Source organism: Nocardia sp. NPDC049190, assembly GCF_040648115.1.
Classification (GTDB): domain Bacteria; phylum Actinomycetota; class Actinomycetes; order Mycobacteriales; family Mycobacteriaceae; genus Nocardia.
Map to the genome: position 1 here is coordinate 118,512 of NZ_JBEZDE010000012.1, position 20,014 is coordinate 138,525.

General features: G+C 68.1%; 20 protein-coding genes. 2 read left to right on the forward strand and 18 right to left on the reverse strand.

Going from position 1 to position 20,014, the window contains the following annotated elements; genetic code table 11:
- The first annotated feature begins 90 nt into the window (after positions 1-90).
- Positions 91-2,106 (forward strand): glycosyltransferase family 39 protein, encoded by a 2,016-nt coding sequence (locus AB0B25_RS13570; RefSeq protein WP_357178044.1) that lies wholly within the window; start codon positions 91-93, stop codon positions 2,104-2,106.
- A 502-nt stretch (positions 2,107-2,608) separates the two neighbouring features.
- Here AB0B25_RS13570 and AB0B25_RS13575 read toward each other — a convergent pair.
- The gene (locus AB0B25_RS13575) at positions 2,609-3,982 is read right to left on the reverse strand and encodes an MFS transporter (protein WP_357178047.1); all 1,374 of its coding nucleotides are present in this window, start codon (positions 3,980-3,982) and stop codon (positions 2,609-2,611) included.
- 111 nt (positions 3,983-4,093) lie between these two features.
- Here AB0B25_RS13575 and AB0B25_RS13580 point away from each other — a divergent pair, with 111 nt between their 5' ends.
- On the forward strand, positions 4,094-4,999 hold the full coding sequence (locus AB0B25_RS13580; RefSeq protein ID WP_357178050.1) for a LysR family transcriptional regulator: 906 nt from the start codon (positions 4,094-4,096) through the stop codon (positions 4,997-4,999).
- Between the two features lie 101 nt (positions 5,000-5,100).
- On the opposite strand, the gene AB0B25_RS13585 is transcribed toward AB0B25_RS13580, so the two are convergent.
- The 17 genes from AB0B25_RS13585 to hypA all read right to left on the reverse strand — a co-directional run bounded on the left by AB0B25_RS13585 (position 5,101) and on the right by hypA (position 19,991).
- Positions 5,101-5,826 carry a DUF6390 family protein gene (locus AB0B25_RS13585; protein WP_357178053.1) on the reverse strand — a complete coding sequence of 242 codons (726 nt, stop codon included), beginning with the start codon at positions 5,824-5,826 and terminating at the stop codon, positions 5,101-5,103.
- Positions 5,826-6,167 (reverse strand): hypothetical protein, encoded by a 342-nt coding sequence (locus tag AB0B25_RS13590; RefSeq protein WP_357178056.1) that lies wholly within the window; start codon positions 6,165-6,167, stop codon positions 5,826-5,828. Before AB0B25_RS13590 ends, AB0B25_RS13585 begins: the two co-directional genes overlap by 1 nt.
- A gap of 36 nt (positions 6,168-6,203) precedes the next feature.
- The gene (gene hypE, locus AB0B25_RS13595; RefSeq protein ID WP_357178058.1) at positions 6,204-7,280 is read right to left on the reverse strand and encodes a hydrogenase expression/formation protein HypE; all 1,077 of its coding nucleotides are present in this window, start codon (positions 7,278-7,280) and stop codon (positions 6,204-6,206) included.
- Positions 7,273-8,385: a hydrogenase formation protein HypD gene (gene hypD, locus AB0B25_RS13600; RefSeq protein ID WP_357178061.1), complete on the reverse strand. Its 1,113-nt coding sequence runs from the start codon at positions 8,383-8,385 to the stop codon at positions 7,273-7,275. Before hypD ends, hypE begins: the two co-directional genes overlap by 8 nt.
- The gene (locus AB0B25_RS13605) at positions 8,382-8,708 is read right to left on the reverse strand and encodes a HypC/HybG/HupF family hydrogenase formation chaperone (RefSeq protein WP_357178064.1); all 327 of its coding nucleotides are present in this window, start codon (positions 8,706-8,708) and stop codon (positions 8,382-8,384) included. Before AB0B25_RS13605 ends, hypD begins: the two co-directional genes overlap by 4 nt.
- A gap of 16 nt (positions 8,709-8,724) precedes the next feature.
- Positions 8,725-11,040 (reverse strand): carbamoyltransferase HypF, encoded by a 2,316-nt coding sequence (hypF, locus tag AB0B25_RS13610; RefSeq protein WP_357178067.1) that lies wholly within the window; start codon positions 11,038-11,040, stop codon positions 8,725-8,727.
- Positions 11,037-11,279 (reverse strand): HypC/HybG/HupF family hydrogenase formation chaperone, encoded by a 243-nt coding sequence (locus AB0B25_RS13615; protein WP_357178070.1) that lies wholly within the window; start codon positions 11,277-11,279, stop codon positions 11,037-11,039. Before AB0B25_RS13615 ends, hypF begins: the two co-directional genes overlap by 4 nt.
- Positions 11,280-11,282: 3 nt before the next feature.
- Positions 11,283-11,876 carry a hydrogenase maturation protease gene (locus AB0B25_RS13620; protein ID WP_357178072.1) on the reverse strand — a complete coding sequence of 198 codons (594 nt, stop codon included), beginning with the start codon at positions 11,874-11,876 and terminating at the stop codon, positions 11,283-11,285.
- Positions 11,836-12,153, reverse strand: coding sequence for a hypothetical protein (locus tag AB0B25_RS13625; protein ID WP_357178075.1), 318 nt, complete (start codon positions 12,151-12,153; stop codon positions 11,836-11,838). The genes AB0B25_RS13620 and AB0B25_RS13625 overlap by 41 nt, the downstream gene beginning before the upstream one ends.
- A gap of 156 nt (positions 12,154-12,309) precedes the next feature.
- Entirely contained in the window at positions 12,310-13,638 is a 1,329-nt protein-coding gene (locus AB0B25_RS13630; RefSeq protein ID WP_357178078.1) for a hypothetical protein, read from the reverse strand.
- Entirely contained in the window at positions 13,635-14,282 is a 648-nt protein-coding gene (locus tag AB0B25_RS13635; protein ID WP_357178081.1) for a DUF6084 family protein, read from the reverse strand. The genes AB0B25_RS13630 and AB0B25_RS13635 overlap by 4 nt, the downstream gene beginning before the upstream one ends.
- A complete protein-coding gene (locus AB0B25_RS13640) occupies positions 14,279-14,914 on the reverse strand; it encodes a DUF5947 family protein (protein WP_357178084.1) in 636 nt (211 codons plus the stop codon). The genes AB0B25_RS13635 and AB0B25_RS13640 overlap by 4 nt, the downstream gene beginning before the upstream one ends.
- A complete protein-coding gene (locus tag AB0B25_RS13645; protein ID WP_357178087.1) occupies positions 14,911-15,822 on the reverse strand; it encodes a NifU family protein in 912 nt (303 codons plus the stop codon). Before AB0B25_RS13645 ends, AB0B25_RS13640 begins: the two co-directional genes overlap by 4 nt.
- A 30-nt stretch (positions 15,823-15,852) precedes the next feature.
- On the reverse strand, positions 15,853-17,649 hold the full coding sequence (locus AB0B25_RS13650) for a nickel-dependent hydrogenase large subunit (RefSeq protein ID WP_357178090.1): 1,797 nt from the start codon (positions 17,647-17,649) through the stop codon (positions 15,853-15,855).
- An 11-nt stretch (positions 17,650-17,660) separates the two neighbouring features.
- On the reverse strand, positions 17,661-18,716 hold the full coding sequence (locus tag AB0B25_RS13655; protein WP_357178093.1) for a hydrogenase expression protein HypE: 1,056 nt from the start codon (positions 18,714-18,716) through the stop codon (positions 17,661-17,663).
- Between the two features lie 91 nt (positions 18,717-18,807).
- Complete coding sequence (gene hypB / locus AB0B25_RS13660; protein WP_357178096.1) at positions 18,808-19,659, reverse strand: hydrogenase nickel incorporation protein HypB; 852 nt, start codon at positions 19,657-19,659, stop codon at positions 18,808-18,810.
- A complete protein-coding gene (hypA, locus tag AB0B25_RS13665; protein ID WP_357178099.1) occupies positions 19,617-19,991 on the reverse strand; it encodes a hydrogenase maturation nickel metallochaperone HypA in 375 nt (124 codons plus the stop codon). Before hypA ends, hypB begins: the two co-directional genes overlap by 43 nt.
- Between the last annotated feature and the right edge of the window lie 23 nt (positions 19,992-20,014).

A 20,014-nucleotide genomic window follows, 5' to 3' on the forward strand; every position in this document is an offset into this window, starting at 1 on the left:
GCCGCCACCACGCCGACGAACTAGGCGCCTCACAGCTGATTGCCAGCCGACACGCAGCGAACCCACCAGGACGCCTGCGAAACTGCCGCGGTGACAGCGATCAGTGCCGGCGCGGCCCTGCCCGACGCGAAGACGACACCCGCACGTCCCGATTCCGTCGAACTCCTCCCGGTTCGACGGTGGGAGCGCGCCGGGCTGGCGGCACTCCTGATCGGCACCGCCTTCGCGTATCTGTGGCGGATCACGGTCAACGGCATGGGCAACGGTTTCTACGCCGCGGCCGCCTGGTCCGGCGCGCAGGACTGGAAGGCGCTGCTGTTCGGTTCGCTGGATCCGGGCAACTTCCTCACCGTCGACAAACCGCCGGTTTCGCAATGGGTGATGGGAGTGTCGGGGCAGCTGTTCGGGTTCAGCAGCGCGAGCATGCTCGTGCCACAGGCACTGATGGCCGTTGCCGCGGTCGCGCTGCTGTACGCGACGGTGACCACCGCGACCGCACGCCGAGGCGCGGGCCTGTTGGCCGGCGCCGTGCTGGCGGCGACGCCGGTGGTGGCGTTGATGTTTCGGTTCAACAATCCGGACGCGGTGATGGTGCTGCTGATGACCGCGGGCGCGTACTGCACGACCGCATCGTTGCGCCGGGCGAGTGCCCGCTGGCTGATGCTGGCGGGCGTGGCGCTCGGGTTCGCGTTCCTGGCGAAGATGCTCGAAGGGCTCATGGTGCTGCCGGCGCTGGCGCTCGCCTATGTGATCGTGGCGCCGACCTCGCTGCGAAACCGCTTGCTCCATGTGCTCGCCGCCGCGGTGGCACTGGTCATCTCGTCGGGTTGGTACGTGCTGCTGACGATCCTGTGGCCCGCGTCGTCGCGGCCGTATCTGGCCGGGTCGACGAACAACACGTTCCTCGATCTGGTACTGGGCTACAACGGCTTCGCCCGTTTCCTCGGGCACAACCACCACGGCGGGAACCGATTCGCACTGCCGGCCGGGTACGAGATGCCGCACACGGTCGGGCAGCGCGGCGGGTTCGGCGGATTCGGCGCGCCAGGTCCGGCCCGGCTGTTCACCGGTGAGATCGGCTTCGAGATCTCCTGGCTGCTTCCCGCTGCCCTGATCGCCTTCGCGCTGGTCCTCGCCTCGCGCGGGCGCGCACCGCGCACCGACCTGGTGCGGGGGGCCGCGCTGCTGTTCGGACTGTGGCTGATCATCGACGGCGTCGCGTTCACCACGATGCGCGGTGGCATGCACGCCTACTACACGCTGGCGATCGGTCCCGCCGTCGCCGGAATGTTCTCGATCGGCGTGGCCGAGGCGTGGCGTCGGCGCGACGACGCGTTCGGCCGAATCGGTGCTGCCGCACTGGTGCTCGCATCCGGCCTGTGGGCGTTCGTGCTGCTGAACCGCAATGCCACCTGGCTGCCGTGCTTGCGCTGGGCGCTCGCGGTGGTTTCGGTATTGGTGGCTCTCACTCTGGTCGCCACCGCATTCCCCGCCGTGTCGCGGCGGGTGCGGGCCAGGTCGGTCTCGGTGTTGGTCGTCGTCGGCGTGCTCGCCGGGATCGGCGGCTCGACCGCGTACGCCGCGGCCACCCTGCCGCAGGCGCACACCGGCGGCAACCCGACGGTCGGTCCCGCCGAGCCCGATCGGCCTGATCGGGTGAATGATCCGCGCCAAGAGGTGATGTCGTTCGTGAACGGAGACACCGAACCGCCCTTGGCCGCGTTGCTGCGTGCCACCACGACCACCTGGTCCGCCGCAGTGGACCGCTCCTCGGTCGCCGCGACCCTGGAACTCGCCAGCCGTACCCCGGTCATTGCGATCGGCGGCTTCACCTCCGACGACCCGGTTCCCACGCTAGACGAGTTCCGCACCATGGTCCGCACCCACCAGGTGACCTATTATCTCGTGCAGGAGGTACGGCTGCCCGACTCGTGGCGCGTGCATGCTCAGTCGACAGCTCTACCCGGCGCGGGGCGGACCGACCAGTCAGACGGATGGTGGCGGCCGACCGGGCACAAGGACATCGCCGACTGGGTCTCGGCACACTACGCATCGGTGCACATCGGCAACGTCGCGGTCTACGACCTGACTGGCCCGTCTCACTGACCGGCTGCGGTGCGCGACAGGCTTGGGAGTCATGGCCATCGATGACGACAAGTCCAAGACGCGCCCGTGTCTTGCCGGGGAACTGTTGGACGCCGGTCACTCGACGCGGCGGCGAACGCTACAAGTCGAGCAGCGGCATTGTGCCCGACCTTCGGTCGGGGGACGCGAGCGGACCGCCGTGGCGCTCTCGCTCGGCTCGCAAGTCCCATGGCAGCACCGGCGCCATACCCCTCGGACAGGGGGACCGCGCGCGTCGACGGGTCGCTGGCAAGCAACGCCTCGACGGGAGGCCCGGCTCACCCGGATCGCGACTGCGGCCGACGTCGTGCGTCGTCGCGCCTGCTGGCGCGACATCGTGGACAACCCCGTCGACTTTCGCGGACCGATGCGCTGTCGTGGACGGCCACTCGTCTCGCCGAAGACTCAGGGAATCAATGCACTGATCACGCGCGCAGGCGCGGGGCGTTGCTGAATCAATGGCTCCGTTCGTCCCGGTTCGGCCTCATCCGCTCCTCTCAGCACGGCCCGCGATGGCGAAGACGAACCAGCCGACCGTGCAGACCGCGGCCGACAGCAGCAGAGCCCATCCGGTACCTGCGGCGACCGCGGCACCCATGACGGCGACACCGACGGTCGCACCGACTTGGCGCACGGCGTTGAGCAGGCCGCCGACCGCACCGGCCGTCCCGGCCGGTGCAACGTCGACCATGGCCACGACCAGAGCGGGCAAAGCGTAGGAGACGCCGAGGCCGGTCAGCAACAGGCCTGCCGCGAGCCACGGGTAGCTCCCGTCGGCGAAGACCACACCGGCCAGCACGGCGCCTCCACCGGCGAGCAACGCAAGACCGGCCAGAATCGGACGACGAGGACCGACTCGCGCCACGATTTTGCCCGTGAACGGCGGGTTGGCGGCAAAGGGAATAGTCAGCGGCAGGAAGGCAAGTCCGGTCTCCAGTGGGTCCAGGTGCCTTTCCCGCTGTAACAGCAGCGGCAGGACGAACAGCGCTCCGGTCAGCGCGAAGTTCACCACCGCGGCGGCAAGCAGCCCCGCCCGCACCCGAATGGACCGCAGCAGAGCCCGATTCAGCACCGGTGTCGCGCTCCGGCGTTCCAAGCCCCGGAACGTCAGCACCGAGGCGCCGAGCCCCGCCAACGACCATGCGGCGTGCGTCCATGCCTGCGCGCCGGCAGCGATCAGCGTGTCCGTGCACAGGGCCAGCACTACGGCTGCCGCCAACTGAGCGGGCCAGTCGATCCGGCGGTCACTGCGCGAACGGGCCACTGCCCGGCCGAATGTCGAGATCAGCACGATCAGACCGATCGGCACGTTGATCAAGAAGACCGACCGCCATCCAGCGACGGCCACCAGCGCGCCGCCCACGATCGGACCGGCCGCGACGGCCGCACCGCTGATCGCGGTCCACGTCGAGACCGCGCGCGCCCGCGCCGCGGACTCCGGATAGAGCTGGGCGATCATCGCCATCGACGCGGGCACGCACACCGCCGCGGCAACGCCCGAGAGCGCACGCAGAATGACCAAGCCCCACAGCCCAGGGGCGAACGCACTGAGTAGGGACGCGGCGGTGAAGACCGTGATCCCGGCCCGGAAGAGCCGTTCGGCACCGAAGCGATCCGCCGCGGCCCCGGCCGACAGCAGCAGCGCTGCGAACGCCACGGTGTAGCCGGTGGTCGTCCACTGCAGCCCCGCCATCGAGGTGCGTAGCGACGATGCCAGATCAGGCTCGGCGACCGACAGCACCGTCATATCCAGCAGCACCATGAAGTAGCCGAGCGAAATGCCCGCCAGCATGCGGGTACGACCCCCTCCGGGACGGGGATTCGACGACACCGGCGCGGGTGTATTCACATTGATCATGTCTGAGACAGCTCCCGAAGACACAGGTGGTGGGATCACGGGACTCACTGTGCATTTCGGCAGACCGGTGACTCCACCGCGAGGGCTGCACAGGCCGTTCGGAATTTCCGAATGCTCGGCGCAGTTCCATGGCGCGTGGAACTACGCCATCTCGAGACCTTCGAAGCTGTCGTGCGGCACCGGACCGTGACCGACGCCGCCGTCGCGCTCGACCTCGCACCCTCGTCCGTCTCCCAGCAGATCCGGACCCTCGAAGGTGCACTCGGCGTCGCCTTGTTCGTGCGCAGTGCCAAGGGAATGCAGCCGACCCCGGCCGGGCAACGGCTGCAGGTCTGGGCACGGTCGCTGCTCGACCAGGCCGCGCAGGCCATCCGCGATGTCCGAGGCCAACGGCCGCTACTACGGCTCGGCGCACTGGAAACCCTGGCCGGGTCGCATGTGCCGCATGTCCTCGCACGGCTCGCCGAACGCCGACCCGATATCGACGTCGAGATCCACTCCGAACGCGCCCGGGACGGACTCCTCGCCGACCTGATCGGGGGACGACTCGACGCGGCCCTGCTGCTGGACTCGGGTGCTGACATCGGCGGTCTCGGCTTCCCCGCACCCGTGGAACCACTCACCTTTCTCGACCTCGACCCAGTCCCCCTCGTCCTGGTGTCCGCACCGACCCACCCGCTGGCTGCGCGAGTCGGGCTGATCCCGGGCGACCTCGACAACGAGCGACTATTGGTCAACGTCCCGGAGTGCTCGTTCTGGATGGCGGGGACCGAAATCCTCGGTTCCGGTCCCCAGCGAATCAAAGTCGGCGGAGTCCCGGTGATGCGCGCATGGGCCGAGCACGGACTCGGAATCTCGCTACTTCCCCGGTTCGCGGTCGACGACAGTCTCCGCGCCGGCACCCTGGTCCCCCTCGACATCCCACTGCCGGATCTCAGCCTGCGGCTGGTCTGGCGAGCAGACCAGGAATCGCTGCCCGGCATGCGCGAGATCCTCTACGCGGCAGCCCGCCCCTGAGTATCGGAGTCGGCGTCCCCGGTACAGCGCGGTGACGAGATCACCGGTAAGGCTGTAGCGATCGGTGTCACTGTCCCGTGGTCGGCCACCGACCTCTCGGCTCAGCGCGTCGCCAGTCGCCGATTGGTGACCTCCAACTGACGCTCCGTGCTCGCCGCGAGGGCGCGCACTTGGGCGTCGTCCAGCTGTCCGCACAGCCGCCCCCAATGCAGCGCGACCTGATCGCCGGCTGAGACCGGCGCCGCCGGGTAGCCGTCCACCCCGACCGGCACCGACCGCACCGTTTCCGCCGAGAGCCCCAGCCGCCGTCCATCCCAACTCAGACCACGACAGCGCAGCGCGATCTCGGTCTCGGTGCTATCCAGCACCGTCCCCCAGGTGATCCGGCAACTGTCGAGCACGTGCACCGGATGTCCATTGCCCTGCCCGACCAGCCGCGACCACGGGTACACGCCGAAGACGTGAAAGCAGTGGTTGGCCGCGGCCTCGTCGGCCAACTCCGGACCCAGATGCGTCCAGTACCCGCCCGCAGCCGGGCCCAGTAATGCCAGCAACTCGGCGGTGAACTCGGCGGGGTCCAGGTCCACCCCGATGCCGCCACCCAGCCAGTAGGACTCCACAAGGCGGCGATCCAGCGGGTCGGCGATCCCGGTCATCGTCGCCATCGCCCGCAGGTACGGCCACGCACCGGTGAAATGCCGCGCCAGCGCCCGCACCTCGTCGTCCGACCCGTCCCGCAGCGCCGCCGCATCGGGCGGCCCGCAGTAACCGAGCCGGTTTGGGGCATACGCATACCGGGCGAACATCTCCGCTCCGCCGCTTGTCATCAGTCCCGCCCCAGGTCGCCGCGGTAGACGCACCGCCGCTGCTGCGGCACGCCGAATCGCCACGCGCGGACAGCGATCACCCAGGTAGGAGCGATCACCCAGGTAGGGAGGAAACGGCCAACGACGAGCAGACCGAGCGCACCGAGATCGAGAGCATCGATCCACGCCGCCCGACTGTCGGTGTCGCCGGGTCGGCCGGCCAAGATCGAGCTCATCCGCTGTGCGCCGATCCCGAGCGCGACGACGACGATCGCCACCGCGCCACCGCGCCACCGGTCCAGCCCGGCCGGCGCGACACGCGGCGCCGCAGAAGTGTCGGCGACCTCGACGATGACCACCACCTCGCCTTCTCGCTCCCAACGGCGACGCCCGCCGTCTCAACAGATACGCGGCAGCTGCTCTCCCGCGGGCAGGTCCACCACACGGGTGCCGCCGAGGGCCGTGCGGGCCACCACCATCCCGGGATGCTCGTCGACGCAACGACCGATTGCCGCGGCCTGTGCACCCAGCGGGTGTTCCCGCATCGCCGCGAGCACCCGATCGGCGTCCTCGGGGGCGACGAACGCGAGGAGTTTGCCCTCGTTGGCCACATACATCGGGTCCAACCCGAGCAACCCGCACGCGTCGCGCACCCCGTCCGGAACCGGAAGCTGCCGCTCATCCAGCGCCACGCCGACCTTCGCGGCCCGAGCGATCTCGTTGAGCGACGCGGCGACGCCGCCGCGGGTGGGATCGCGCAGCACGTGCACGTCGGCGCCGGTCGCCAGCATCGCCGCGACCAATCCGTGCAGAGCAGCGGTGTCGCTGAGCACGGTCGTGCCGAACTCCAATCCGGCACGGCAGCTCAGCACCGCGACACCGTGTACCCCGATGTCACCGCTGACCAGCACGACGTCGCCCGGTGTCGCGCGCTGCGGACGAATGTCGACACCGGGGTCGACCAGACCGATGCCCGCGGTGTTGAGGTAGATCCCGTCACCGTGACCCGCGTCGACCACCTTGGTGTCCCCGGTGACCAACTGGACCCCTGCCGCCAAAGCCGCGGTGCCCACCGCCTGCGCGATACGCGCGATGTCGGCCAGCGCGGTGCCCTCCTCCAGAATGAACGCGGTCGACAGCACCATGGGCCGCGCACCGGCCATGGCCAGGTCGTTCACCGTGCCGTTGACCGCGAGTTCGCCGATCGTGCCGCCGGGGAACACGAGCGGCTTGACCACGAACGAGTCCGTGGAGAACGCCAGCCGGGCACCGCCGAGCGTGACCACCGCGGAATCGCCCATCTCCGCGTGCGCCGCCGAGCCGAACGCGGGCAGGAACAGATGCTCGATCAGTTCGCCGGACATCGCACCGCCACCGCCGTGTCCCATCACGATGGTCGGCGAATCCCGCAGCGGCATCGGGCACACCCAGCCCTCCATGTCGACGGCGACGGGAGCCGTGCCGTGCTCAGGCATGCGCCACCTCCGCCGGGAGATCGAGCCGGCGGTACAGGTAATACGCGGCGCACGCGCCCTCCGAGGACACCATGGTGGCGCCCAGCGGGTTTCGCGGCGTGCACTGCTTACCGAAGGCCGCGCACTCGTGCGGTTTGATGAGTCCCTGCAGCACCTCGCCCGAACGACAGATCGAGGACTCGGCGGTGTGCAGGTCGCCTACCGAGAAGCGGTGTTCGGCGTCGAACTCGCGATAGCGCTCCGACAGCCGCCAGCCGCTGCTCGGGATCATTCCGATGCCGCGCCATGCCCGGTCGGTCACTTCGAACACATCCTGCAGCATGGCTTTCGCGGCCGGGTTGCCCGCCGCGGCGACCGCCCGTGGATAGGCGTTTTCCAGTTCGTGCCGACCCGCTTCCAGTTGCAGCACGGTGCGGCGGATGCCCTCCAGGATGTCCAGCGGCTCGAATCCGGTGACCACCAGGGGGACCCGATATTTCTCGGCCAGCGGTGGGTATTCCGCGGTGCCCATCACGGTGCAGACGTGCCCGGCCGCGAGGAATCCCTGCACCCGACAGCTGGGCGACTCCATGATCGCGGCGATGGCCGGCGGCACGAGCACATGCGACACCAGCAGCGAGAAGTTCCGAATGCCGAGCCGTTTCGCCTGGTAGACCGTCATGGCGTTCGCGGGTGCCGTGGTCTCGAAACCGATGCCGAAGAACACGACCTCGCGATCAGGGTTCTCCTTGGCCAGGTTGAGCGCGTCCAGTGGCGAGTAGACCACCCGGACGTCACCGCCTTCGCTCTTGACCCGGAACAGATCCTTGCTGCTGCCCGGCACGCGCAGCATGTCGCCGAACGAGCAGAAGATCACGCCGGGCCGAGCGGCGATCTCCAGCGCCTTGTCGATCACCTCGAGCGGCGTGACGCACACGGGGCAGCCAGGGCCGTGAATCATCTCGATCTGATCGGGCAGCAACTGGTCGATGCCGTGCCGGATGATCGAATGCGTTTGCCCGCCACAGACTTCCATGATGGCCCAGCGCCTGCTCGTCGCGGCGCGGATCCGATCGAGCAAACGCTGGGCCAGCTCGGGATTGCTGAATTCGTCCAGATACTTCATGGCGTCACCTCTGGTCGCTCGCTTCGCGGCTCGGCCGCTGGATTGTCGAGACCCGCCTGTTTGGCGGCGATGGCGAAGCCGTCGCCGAATTCCTCATTCAGTACCCCGAGGTGCTCGAACTCGGCCAGTGTCTTCAGCGCGGACTCCTCGTCCAGTCGCTGGATCGCGAAGCCGACGTGGACCACGACGTAGTCGCCGACGGCCGCGTCCGGGATGTATTGCAAGCACACGTCCTTGTGCACGCCGCCGAAGTCGACGACCGACATCAACGTGCCGTCCCGTTCGTGCAGGCTGAGCACTTTCCCTGGTACCGCTAGACACATCGTTGCTCTCCTTCCCTCATCCCGCGCCGCACGCGAGGAGTTGGCCGAACGCGAGGCCGCCGTCGTTGGGCGGCACTCGGCGATGGCTGATCACGGTGAATCCGTTGTCTCGCAGCAGCGCACACGACCGCGTGAGCAGCAGGGCGTTCTGGAAGACGCCGCCGGACAGCGCGACGGCGGTCGCAGGCGCGGCGTAGCGCAGCGCCAAGTCGAGCACCAGCCGGGCGACTGCCGCATGAAACCGCGCGCCGACCACGGCGGCGGGCACGCCGCGGCGGACATCGGCTGATACGGCCGCGACTACGGGCCCGGCATCGAGCACGGCGGGATCGCCCGCGCCGTAGGAAAACCGATAGTCGGTCGCGCCCGCGACCGCGCCGCGGGACAGCCCTTCCAACTCGATCGCCGCCTGGGCTTCGTAGTCCACCACGTGCCGCACCCCGATCACCGAGGAGACCGCGTCGAACAACCTCCCCATGCTGGAGGTGGGTGCGCAGCCCAGCCCGGTCTCGAATTGGTGAGCCAGCACCCGCCTTTCCTCGGCCGGGCAGGCCGCGACCGCGGGAATCTCCTCGGTCCAGTCGAGGCCGGCCGCCCACAAATGCGCCAACGCCATACGGTAGGGCCGGTGGACCGCGAGATCTCCCCCGGCAAGCGGCACGTATTTCAGGTGGGCCAGCCTCCGGTACCCCTTGTAGCCGGCCAGCAGGACCTCGCCGCCCCACACCGCGCCGTCCGGACCGAATCCGGTGCCGTCGAAGGCGATGCCGACGACCTGGTCGGTGGCGGCGAGTCCGTGTTCGCCCATCACGGCGGCGATATGCGCGTGGTGGTGCTGCACGGTGTACACCGCGCGCTCGCCCGCGTGCCTGCGCGCCCATGCGGCGGAGCGGTATCCCGGATGCGCGTCGGCGACCAACTGCACCGGGCGCACCCCGGTGAGCTCTTCCAGATGCCGCTGCGCGGCATCGAAGGACCGCAGCGTGGCCAGGTCGTCCATATCGCCGATGTGCTGGCTCAGCCAGGCGTAGCGGCCGTCGGCCACGGCGCAGGTGTTCTTCAGATCGGCGCCGACCGCGAGCGTCGGCGCCACCGCGACCGGCAGCGCGAGCGGCAGCGGCGCGTAACCGCGCGAACGACGAACGGGCAGCTCGTGGCCGTCGAGTACCCGCACCACCGAGTCATCGCAGGGCACCAGGATCCGCCGGTTGTGCGACAGCCACCCGTCGGCCAACCCGGCGAGTCGAGTGCGCGCGTCGCCGTCCGCATAACAAATCGGCTCGCCGCCGAGATTGCCCGATGTCATCACCAATACCCGTGGACCAGGCGGATCACCGGCTAGGCCGAACAGCAACAGGTGTAGCGGGGTGTAAGCGAGCAGTACGCCCAGGTCCGGATTGCCTGGCGCCACGGATTCGGCAGCGTACCCGGAGGCCGCCGGATCGTCGTCGGCCCGACGGACTCCCGCGGGCGCCGACCGGCGGGGAAGCAGCACGATCGGCCGCGCCGGGCCGGTCAGCAGCGCGGCGGCGGCATCGTCCACCGCGACGATGGTTCGAGCCGTGGCCAGATCGGGAGCCATGACCGCGAAGGGCTTGTCGCCGCGGCGTTTACGCCTGCGCAGCTCGGCCACCGCCGCCTCGTTGCCGGCGTCGCACGCGAGGTGATAGCCACCGATACCTTTGACCGCGAGAATTCCGCCCGCGCGCAGCAGCTCTCGCGCGGCGGACAGCGGATCGCCGGAGCCGGGCCCCGAATACGCCAGCGTCGGGCCGCAATCAGGGCAAGCGATCGGCTGGGCGTGAAAACGGCGGTCGGCCGGGTCCGCGTATTCGCGAGCGCAGCGCTCGCACATCGCGAAGTCCGCCATCGAAGTCCGTTCTCGGTCGTAGGGCAAGCTCGCGATGATGGTGAACCGCGGGCCGCAATTGGTGCAGTTGACGAACGGGTGGCGGTAGCGGCGATCGGCCGGATCGCGTAGTTCACGCTCGCAGTCCACGCAGAGCGCGACATCGGGTGAGGCAAGCGTGCGTCCACCGCCGTCGTGGGTGGTGTCGGCAATGTGGAATCCGGTACCGCCGCGCACCGGAATATCTGTCTGGTCGACCGATTCGACTACCGCCAGTGACGGCGGCCGCCGGCGTAGCCGCTCCGCGAAGGCGTCCAGAGCCGCTCGCGCGCCTTCGATTTCGATGATCACGCCGCTGCTGTCATTGCCCACGCTGCCGGACAGCGCCAGTTCAGCGGCGGTGGTGTAGACGAACGGCCGGAATCCGACTCCCTGCACCACGCCACGCACGAGCAAGCGGCGGCGCAACCGCTCGACGGTCATGGCTGGTCTCCGCGCTGCAGCAGACGCAGGCCGTCCAGTGCCGCCGCGGCGCCCGCCTCATCGGTTTTCTCCACGACGAAGCCCATGTGGATGATCACCCAGTCCCCCGGCTGCGCCGGGTCGTCGTCGAGGAGGCCGATATTGACCTTTCGCCGCTCGCCGGACACGTCGACGAGCGCGATCTGGCCGTGGTAGCCGTCTGGAATGTCCACCACTCGTCCCGGGATGCCAAGACACATCGGTCATTCCTCCTGTCGCACCGTGGCCGGTGACGGCGGCGTCTCGCAGTCGGGGGCCGCGCCGACCTGCGCAGTCGCTCCGGGCCGACCATCGACCGACACCAGGTCGGCGAGCACACGGCCGACGGCGTCCACCGCGGCGTCCACCGCGGCGGCGACGGGCCCGGACAGGCCGATCCCCTCCGCCACCGAGGCGACCTGGCAGCCGACGACGACGGTCGGCGGCAGCGCGCCGCCCAGTGCCCGCACCCCCGCGAACACGGCAGCCGGGGTCATGGCGTGCGCGTCGAGTTGCGCGGTGTCGGCATCCTCGGGGACGGCGCGGAATACCTCGACGGTGCCCGGCGCGTCACGATCGGGCAGCGCGTCGATCAGCACCAGCGCGTCCCAGGCATCGAGCAGGTCGTAGGCGAGGTGCATACCGCGAATGCCGTAGTCCACCACGCGCACGTCGAGGTCGGGGTGGTGCGGCAGCCGCCGCACCACCTCGGGTCCGAATCCGTCGTCGCCGAGGAATATGTTGCCGATCCCGGCGATCAGCACCCTGGCCGTCGGCTCACCCCTCCCCGTCGGTCGGCGCCGTCGCACCGCCGACATCTGCGTCGTCGACCTTGCCGGTCGCCGTCTCGCTCGGATCGTTCGCGGTCTGTTTGCGTCCCTCGTACGGCGGGGTCGGTGACCCGGCGCCGGAGGAGGGCGTCGTAGTGAACTCCGTCCGGCGTTCATCGTCGGTGCCGTGCGCGGAGGTCGTCTCTTCGTGTTCGATATCGCCCGGTTCGCGACCGCTCGGGCCGCCGGATACGGTGTCCGAGCCGGTGTCGCGCGACCCTGGCTCGCCGCGTGCGGCTTGGGGCTCTTCTCGTTGGTTACCCATGGTGATTCCCTTCCGGTCGACCGCTACATGTGTCGGATCTTCAGGTAGCGCCGGATATCCGGTATCGAACGCAAGCCGAGGTACAGACCGGACACCGCCAGCACGGCCACAACGGCCGTCGAGATCACTCCCACCGTTTCCATAGCGGACTTCCTTTCACTTCTCGGGGCTGTCGAGTGGTTCCAGTTCGTCGGGCGCGAAATAGAGGTAGCGGCCATACCACTCGTGCAGATCGGCCGCGGGGTCGTCATCCAGCACGACCCCGACGTGCGCCTGTCCGTCCACGTCTTCGTGTACCGAGATGACCCGGGCGGGCTTGCCGTCGAAGAACAGATCCTGGGCGTCGGCCCGCCGGGACGGACGCAACCGGACCCGGCTGCCCTTGCGCACCAGCACGCCCCCGACCGCCACCGCATCGGAATCGGGACGAACGGCGTTGTCGGCCAACGGGTCCCACCAATCTATGCCGTCCGGTATCTCCGGAATCAGTTGCGGCCGGTCGAGATGCGGGTCACGCAGGACGCCGTGCAGTTGCCGCATCGCCTCGGGCGTCATGCTGTCGCAGCGGTCGATGATCTCGGCGGCGCGCGGATCGGTCGCGCGCGCCTGTGCCTTCTCCTCGTCGGTCATCGTCATCACGCGCAGGGTGAGGATCTCGTCGATCTCGGTGGAGTCGAACAACGGTCCCTCGCTCTGCTCGGCTATTTCCGGGTGGTCGTAGAGGATGATCGGCGAGATCAGCAGCACGCTGTCATCGCCAGGCGGTCCGGCGAGCACGGGAAAGCAGCGGTGCCGAGTACAGCGTTGCGCCGCGGCCGTTGCGTCGGGCGGTGGTTCGAGCAGCGAGACGAACTGCCCGTCGACGATGTCCGCGATGACATGCGCGCCGATCAGTGAGCGGGCGATGGCGTCCTGTTTGTCGGTCGCGGCCGGGCCCACGTTGCGGACCGTCACCGTGAGCCGGCGATACCGGCCGTCGTGGTCGACCGCCAGCTCGAGTTCGCCGGCGAGCGGCAGCCTGGTCCGGACGAATGCCCCTACCGCCCGCCCTGACGAGTCGGTGATCTCGTCGGTGTCGGTTCCACCCGGCACCTGCAGTGGCCGGGTGAGGGCTGCCGGCGTCAGCGGGCCGACGACGAGTTCTTGCGCGACCGCCTCGTCCCAGGACAACCACGACTGCGCGCCGAGGCTCAGTTCCGAGACTGGAGTGCCTGCGCCGTCCACCACCTGCCTCCGTTGTAGCTGGAGAAACCGGATAGTCATGGTGAGCACGGGGTCCGCGCCGGGATCGATCAGACACTGCGCCGATATCGAGGACTCCTCACCGAGCCCGGTCGCCGCGGCCCCATCCGGTCCCAACACACCGAACTGCCAGCGCGACTGGTTCTTGCGCGAGTTCGCCCGATAGGGATAGAGCAGATAGCCCTCGTAGAGCACCGCGTCGGCGACAGCGCGAGCCCTGACTCGGGGATCGGCGGCGGTCATGGTAGCTCCGCCGAAGCGGCCAGCAGCTTGTGCACCGTCTCGTCGAACCCGAGCAGGCCGTGCCCGGCCTTGTAGGTGGCAAGCGCGCCGAGAGTGTCGCGGTGCAGGCGTAGCCAGCCGGTATTCGGGAAGTGGGCCGCCATGAGGTCGTGCCAGACCGAGACCGGCATGTCGAACCGGTCGTCACGGTCCCAGGGAATCTGCTGGATCGCGAATCCAGTGCTGCCCTTGATGAAGACCGTGCCACTGAACAGGAACAGCAGCGGCACCGTGCCCTCGCGCAGCGCGTGCAGATACTTCGACCCGGTTACCTCGAAGTCATACGTACACGGCATCGGCAGGTCCACCTCGGCGCCGCCGGTGAAGCCGGGAACCATCGTGGCGCAGTGCATCCAGAGGAATGATCGCTGCGTGTCGCGCCAACGCTCGCGCGGACCGAACAGGTCGACCAATCCCGCGCTCTCCTCTTCCGAGTAGCCGCGCCGGAACGGCTCTATGCGCACCTGCGCGCGCAGCGCGATCGCGTGCACGGGTTCCTCCACGAGCGCGGCGATACCGACCCGGGCGGACAAGATCGGCGCAACGGCGTACGGCTCCGGCTTCATTCCCAGCACGGCGAATGTTGTCGAATAGACCGGGCTCATGCCGCACCACCCGGTCGAGCGCGGGCCGACACGGTATCGAAGAACTCGTCCAGGTAGTGCCGCACGTCCTGCCCTCCGTCGAAGCCGCGCCACAGCATCCGCATCCGGCCGACGAACTCATAGCACGTGTCGATCGGCAGCAGCAGACAGCTGGCCGCCGCGGTCCCACGTTCGGGCACCCGGATCAGCAACGCCTCGACGTCGGCGGCGAGCACGTCCAGTTCGGGGTGCCGAGCCAGAATCGAATTCCACTCCGCCAGCGGGAGTTCCGATTCGGTTGCGCCCGCCGGCCCCGGATAGAACGCGACGGTCCGGTCCAGCATGGAGTTGCGGAAGAAGAACGCGAGGCCCACCGGGATCTCCAACGCGTCCCACTCCCCTTGACTGATCGTGAATCCGGGAAACGCGAGATACCGATCCGGCACCGCCCGATAACGCAGGGCGGCCTGCTGGTCGACGAACAGCAGATAACAGCTACGGCAGACACACATCAGTTGTCTGCCTTCGACATTCACGACATGCTGATGCTCGTCGGCGATCGGCTCGGCGCACATCTCACACCGATCACCCACCCGCGGCGCGGGTGGGCGGTCCGCGGTGATGCGTTGCAGGACCTGAAACGGTGTGTTCACCCATGCACCCCCACCGGCACCGCCACCGACAGTTCGCCGGAGCGCACGAGCACCGGAAGCGGCTCGAGGTGTCCGTCGCCATCCACCCGCGCACCGGCGTGCACGACGTCGAAGTGCGCGCCGCAGGTCGGACAGCGCAGGACCGCGTCGCCGACCGCGAAGCCGAGGCGGCGATGCAGCACGGCGCCGGCGAGTGAGTTATCGCACGCCGGGCAGTGGTCTCGGTAGGCGAACACCGTGTCACCCACCCGACAGGCCAGCACCGTAAGCCCGCCGATCGCGTACCCGCCCACCTCGCCGGGGTCCAACTCGCCCAGTTCGGGGGCCGCGATCCAGCTGCCGGATTGTTGGTGATCCGCGTGCACATGGGAGAACAGCGAGTCGGAAGCGATCAGCCCCGTCGGCTCCGCCTGCGCGGCAACGACTTCGATGGACTCGATCTCCGGCGCCGCCGCCCGCACCGCGTCCTCGACCGCCAGCTCCAGTGTCACCGACGACGACGGGCAACTGCGGCAGCTGCCCGCCAGCTCCAGACGCACCACGCCGTCGACGATGTCGACCAAGCTGACATCGCCGCCGTGCGACCCGAGGTACGGGCGCACGCTATCCAGCGCCGTGCGCACCCTGGTGTGCACGTCGTGTGGATGCAGCCCATGCACCAGCAGCAGACTCGCGACCAGATCGTCACGGGTCAGCCGCTCGATCGCCGCCGGGTCCAGCACCCGGACTATCCGAGTCAGGCCCGCTCCGTAGAGTTCGGCGACCTCGCGCACCAACCGTTCGGCACGCTCACGGGCCGAGGTGCCACCGGCCGCAGTCGCCTCCAGCAGGGTCTCGATCCGATCACCTGCCTCGCGCCAACGGTCGTCGGTCGTCGCGTCATCGTGATCGTTGCGTGGATCGTCCACCGTCACCTCCCGTCGCTTCGCCCGATGGACTCACTCCCCGGTCAGCGTCTGTGTCGGGGAGTGCAGCTTCTCCAACGTCTGCCCGTTGCCGAGGTACATGTGCACGCCGCAGGGCAGGCAGGGATCGAAGCTGCGCACGGTGCGCATGATGTCGATGCCTTTGAAGTTGTCGCGGTTGTTCTCCTCGAAGATCGGCTGGCCCTGCACCGCGTCCTCGTACGGACCCGGCGTGCCATAGCTGTCGCGCGGGCTGGCGTTCCACGGCGTCGGCGGGTAGGGGTGGTAATTCGCGATCTTCCCGTCCCGGATCACCATGTGGTGGGACAGCACGCCGCGCACCGCCTCGGTGAAGCCGCAGCCGATGCCCTCATCCGGCACCTCGAATTTTTCCCAGGTCTTGGTGTGGCCGGCCCGGATCTCCGCGAGGGCCTTCTCTGCGAAGTGCAACGCGCACGCCGCCGCGTATGCCTGGAAGTAGGTGCGGGCCCGGTTGCGTTCGATGGTGTTGCTGCCGTACGCGGGGATCTTCCATTCCAAAGTGACCGGACCTTTCAGCGCGGTCTTGGGCAGGTTGATCTGCACGCTGTTCCCGGTCGATTTCACATAGCCGATGTCGACCACATTGGCCAACGCCGTCGACCACAGCCGCGCCAGCGGGCCGCCACCGGTGTCCAGGGCGAGGTGGTTCGTGCCGTCGAACCAGCGCGGCGACATCACCCAGCTGTACTTGTCCTCGAGATCGCGCTTCTGCGGCCGGGGATTGGTGTGCTGGTTCCACGGGTGGCGCCGGTCCACCGGGTTGCCGAGCGGATCGTTCGAGACGAACATCTCCTGGTCGGTCCAGTCCTCGTAATACGAACTGCCCAGGTGGATTCGGATGCCGAGGTTGATGTCGACCAGGGACGTGGTGAGCAGCTTGCCGTCCACCACGACACCCGGGGTGACGAACATCTTGCGGCCCCAGTCCTCCATATCCTTGTAGGAGAAGTTGCAGAACTCGGGGTCTTGGAACGAGCCCCAGCAACCCAGCAGCGTACGCCGCAGGCCGACCTGGTCGTAACCGGGCAACGCCTCGTAGAAGAAGTCGAACAGGTCGTCGTGCATCGGCACGACCTTCTTCATGAACTCGACGTAGCGCATCAGCCGGGACGTGTAGTCGGTCATCAGCTGAATCGTCGCGACGGTGCCGACGCCACCGGGGTAGAGCGTCGACGGGTGCACGTGCCTGCCTTCCATCAGGCAGAACATCTCCCGGGTATAGCGGCTGACCTGCAGCGCCTCCCGGTAGAACTCGCCGGTGAACGGGTTGAGCGCGCGCATGATGTCGGCGATCTTGCGGTAGCCGTGGTCACCGGCGTGCGGCGCGTCGGTGTTCTCCGCCTTGGCCAGCACACCGGGATTGGTCTCGGCGACCATCTTCTCGCAGAAGTCCACGCCGACCAGGTTCTCCTGGAAGATGTTGTGGTCGAACATGTACTCGGCGGCCTCGCCCAGATTGACGATCCACTCGCCGAGATGCGGCGGTTTCACCCCGTAGGCCATGTTCTGGCAGTAGCACGAACAGGTCGCGTGGTTGTCACCGCAGATGCCGCAGATGCGGCTGGTGATGAAGTGCGCGTCCCGCGGATCCTTGCCACGCATGAAGATCGAGTAGCCGCGGAAGATGGACGACGTGCTGTGGCATTCGACCACTTCCCGGTTCTCGAAGTCGATCTTGGTGTAGATGCCGAGGCTGCCGACGATGCGAGTGATCGGGTCCCAGGCCATCTCGACAAGACGGTCCGGATCGATCGTTCGGTGCGACGGCTCGGGGATGATCTGTGTCATCGGAGATCCTCCTACCAGGTTCGAGTCGCGCCGGTGTCGAGCTTCTGACCTTTGTGCCGCCAGTGCGGCTCCTTGTCGACCGTGCGGCCGGTGATGTGCCGAAGGCTGCGGATCACCGATCCGTAGAGCCCGGACGCGGTGGACGAGAGCTTTCCGCCGGGCGGTTCGTCCATGAACGGCATGAACTTGTCCGGGAAACCCGGCATGGTGCATCCGATGCAGATGCCGCCGACGTTCGGGCAGCCGCCGACGCCGTTGATCCACCCACGCTTGGGCACGTTGCACTTGACCACCGGGCCCCAACATCCCAGCTTCACAATGCAGGTCGGCGAGCCGTACTCGGTGGCGAATTCCCCTTGCTCGTAGTAACCCGCGCGGTCGCAACCCTCGTGCACGGTCGCGCCGAACAGCCACTTGGGCCGGAGCGCTTCGTCGAGCGGGATCATCGGCGCCTGTCCGGTCGCCATATAGAGCAGATAGGTGAGCGTCTCCGACAGATTGTCCGGCTGGATCGGGCAGCCGGGAACGCAGACGATCGGAATTCCCGCCTTGCTCTTCCACTCCCAGCCGAGATAATCCGGCACACCCATCGCTCCGGTCGGGTTACCCGCCATCGCGTGGATGCCGCCGTAGGTCGCGCAGGTGCCGGCTGCCACGATGGCGGTCGCCTTCGGCGCGAGACGGTCCAGCCACTGGCTGGTCGTCATGGGCTGGCCGGTCGCAGGATTATTGCCGAACCCGCACCAGTAGCCGTCCTCGTGGAGTTGCTCGTTCGGGATAGACCCCTCCACCACCAGGACGAACGGATCGAGTTCGCCACGGTCGGCCTTGAAGAACCACTCCAGAAAGTCGTCGGCGCCACCGTTCGGGCCGCACTCGAAGTCGATGAGCGGCCAGTGCACCGCGATTTTCGGTAGACCGGGAAGAGCGCCGAGAGCGATTTCTTCGATGCTCGGCTGGGTGGCCGCGGTCAAGGCGACCGAGTCACCGTCACAGCTGAGTCCTGCATTGATCCAGAGAACGTGGATCAGTGTGTCTTCGGCTTGTACTGCTTCTCGAGTGGGCATCTGACTGCCACCTTCCGCAGTGGACCACCGGGAGCCGATCTCCCCTTTCTCGAAGACGGCCGCCCAAGATTGTGATCCTGGTCACGTCATATTAGGCCCGCCCGGCGGCTTCCTCAAGAGCCGCCGATCTGGCTGCGCGGCGCTTCGCCGCGAGCCAGTCGTACCAGCGCGACAACCCTTCTCCGGTGGTCGCCGAGAGCGGGATGACCTCGATACCGGGGTGTACCGAGGCGGCGTAGGCACGACATCTGTCCAGGTCGAAATCGACGTAGGGCAGCAGATCAATCTTGTTCACGAGCACCAGGCCGGCCGCCTGGAACATGTGGGGGTATTTCAGTGGCTTGTCGGTCCCCTCGGTCACCGAGATGACCACGACCTTGTCCTGCTCGCCGAGATCGAACAGCGCCGGGCAGACCAGATTGCCGACGTTCTCGACGAACAGCAGCGTGCCCGGCGCCGGATCGAGGGTCTCCAGCGCGTGCGACATCATCTCGGCATCGAGGTGGCATCCCGCGCCGGTATTGACCTGGACGACGCGGCAGCCGGTCGCCTGGATCCGCTCGGCATCCAGCTGCGTCTCCTGGTCACCCTCGATCACCGCGATCGGCGTCTCGCCGAGTTCACGGATGGTCCGCTCCAGCAGCGTCGTCTTGCCCGCGCCCGGCGAACTGGTCATATTGAATGCGAGAATGTCGCGATCGGCCAGCCAGGCGCGGTTGCGCTGCGCCAGTTCGTCGTTTTTGGCCAGGACCTTCAACTCCAAGTTGACCGTCTCGGTGGCGGGCAGATGGACATGGTCGGCGCCGGGGCCGTGCGCGTGGTCGTGGTCGTGGTGACCATGGTCGTGCCCGGACGAGTGGTCGTGGCCGTCCTCATGGCGCCGGTCGTGCGGGACGCGAATCACCGCTGCGGCGTTGTCGCCACATCCACAGGTTGCGCACATGTCTCGCTCACCTCCATCGATCGGATACGAAGCTCGCGCCCGGACCGGATCTCCACGTCGGCGCTACCGCAGGGACAGAGCAGGATCGGATCGGCAAGACGGAATTCGGCGTCACAGGTCCGGCACGCCGCGACGCCCGGAATCTCCACCAGGATCAGCTCCGCCCCCGCCGCCACCGTCGTCTCGGCGACCAGATCGAAGCAGAAGCGCATCGCCTCGGGCACCACCGCGCACAGCGCGCCGACCTCGACGGTGACCGAACGCACCTGCCGTCCCGCGGCGTGCTCGCACACTGCCTCGATGACGCTCTGGGTGATAGCCATTTCGTGCATCGCAGCCCCGATTCCTCGAGCGG

Coding starts and splice junctions, on each gene's coding strand:
- AB0B25_RS13630 (WP_357178078.1), bottom strand. CDS start 13,638: ATGACCGCCGCCGATCCCCGAGTCAGGGCTCGCGCTGTCGCCGACGCG.
- hypD (WP_357178061.1), bottom strand. CDS start 8,385: ATGAAGTATCTGGACGAATTCAGCAATCCCGAGCTGGCCCAGCGTTTG.
- AB0B25_RS13655 (WP_357178093.1), bottom strand. CDS start 18,716: ATGCCCACTCGAGAAGCAGTACAAGCCGAAGACACACTGATCCACGTT.
- AB0B25_RS13580 (WP_357178050.1), top strand. CDS start 4,094: ATGCTCGGCGCAGTTCCATGGCGCGTGGAACTACGCCATCTCGAGACC.
- AB0B25_RS13635 (WP_357178081.1), bottom strand. CDS start 14,282: ATGAGCCCGGTCTATTCGACAACATTCGCCGTGCTGGGAATGAAGCCG.
- AB0B25_RS13620 (WP_357178072.1), bottom strand. CDS start 11,876: ATGTCGGCGGTGCGACGGCGCCGACCGACGGGGAGGGGTGAGCCGACG.
- AB0B25_RS13585 (WP_357178053.1), bottom strand. CDS start 5,826: ATGACAAGCGGCGGAGCGGAGATGTTCGCCCGGTATGCGTATGCCCCA.
- AB0B25_RS13615 (WP_357178070.1), bottom strand. CDS start 11,279: ATGTGTCTTGGCATCCCGGGACGAGTGGTGGACATTCCAGACGGCTAC.
- hypB (WP_357178096.1), bottom strand. CDS start 19,659: ATGTGCGCAACCTGTGGATGTGGCGACAACGCCGCAGCGGTGATTCGC.
- AB0B25_RS13605 (WP_357178064.1), bottom strand. CDS start 8,708: ATGTGTCTAGCGGTACCAGGGAAAGTGCTCAGCCTGCACGAACGGGAC.
- hypA (WP_357178099.1), bottom strand. CDS start 19,991: ATGCACGAAATGGCTATCACCCAGAGCGTCATCGAGGCAGTGTGCGAG.
- AB0B25_RS13650 (WP_357178090.1), bottom strand. CDS start 17,649: ATGACACAGATCATCCCCGAGCCGTCGCACCGAACGATCGATCCGGAC.
- AB0B25_RS13575 (WP_357178047.1), bottom strand. CDS start 3,982: ATGATCAATGTGAATACACCCGCGCCGGTGTCGTCGAATCCCCGTCCC.
- AB0B25_RS13625 (WP_357178075.1), bottom strand. CDS start 12,153: ATGGGTAACCAACGAGAAGAGCCCCAAGCCGCACGCGGCGAGCCAGGG.
- hypF (WP_357178067.1), bottom strand. CDS start 11,040: ATGACCGTCGAGCGGTTGCGCCGCCGCTTGCTCGTGCGTGGCGTGGTG.
- hypE (WP_357178058.1), bottom strand. CDS start 7,280: ATGCCTGAGCACGGCACGGCTCCCGTCGCCGTCGACATGGAGGGCTGG.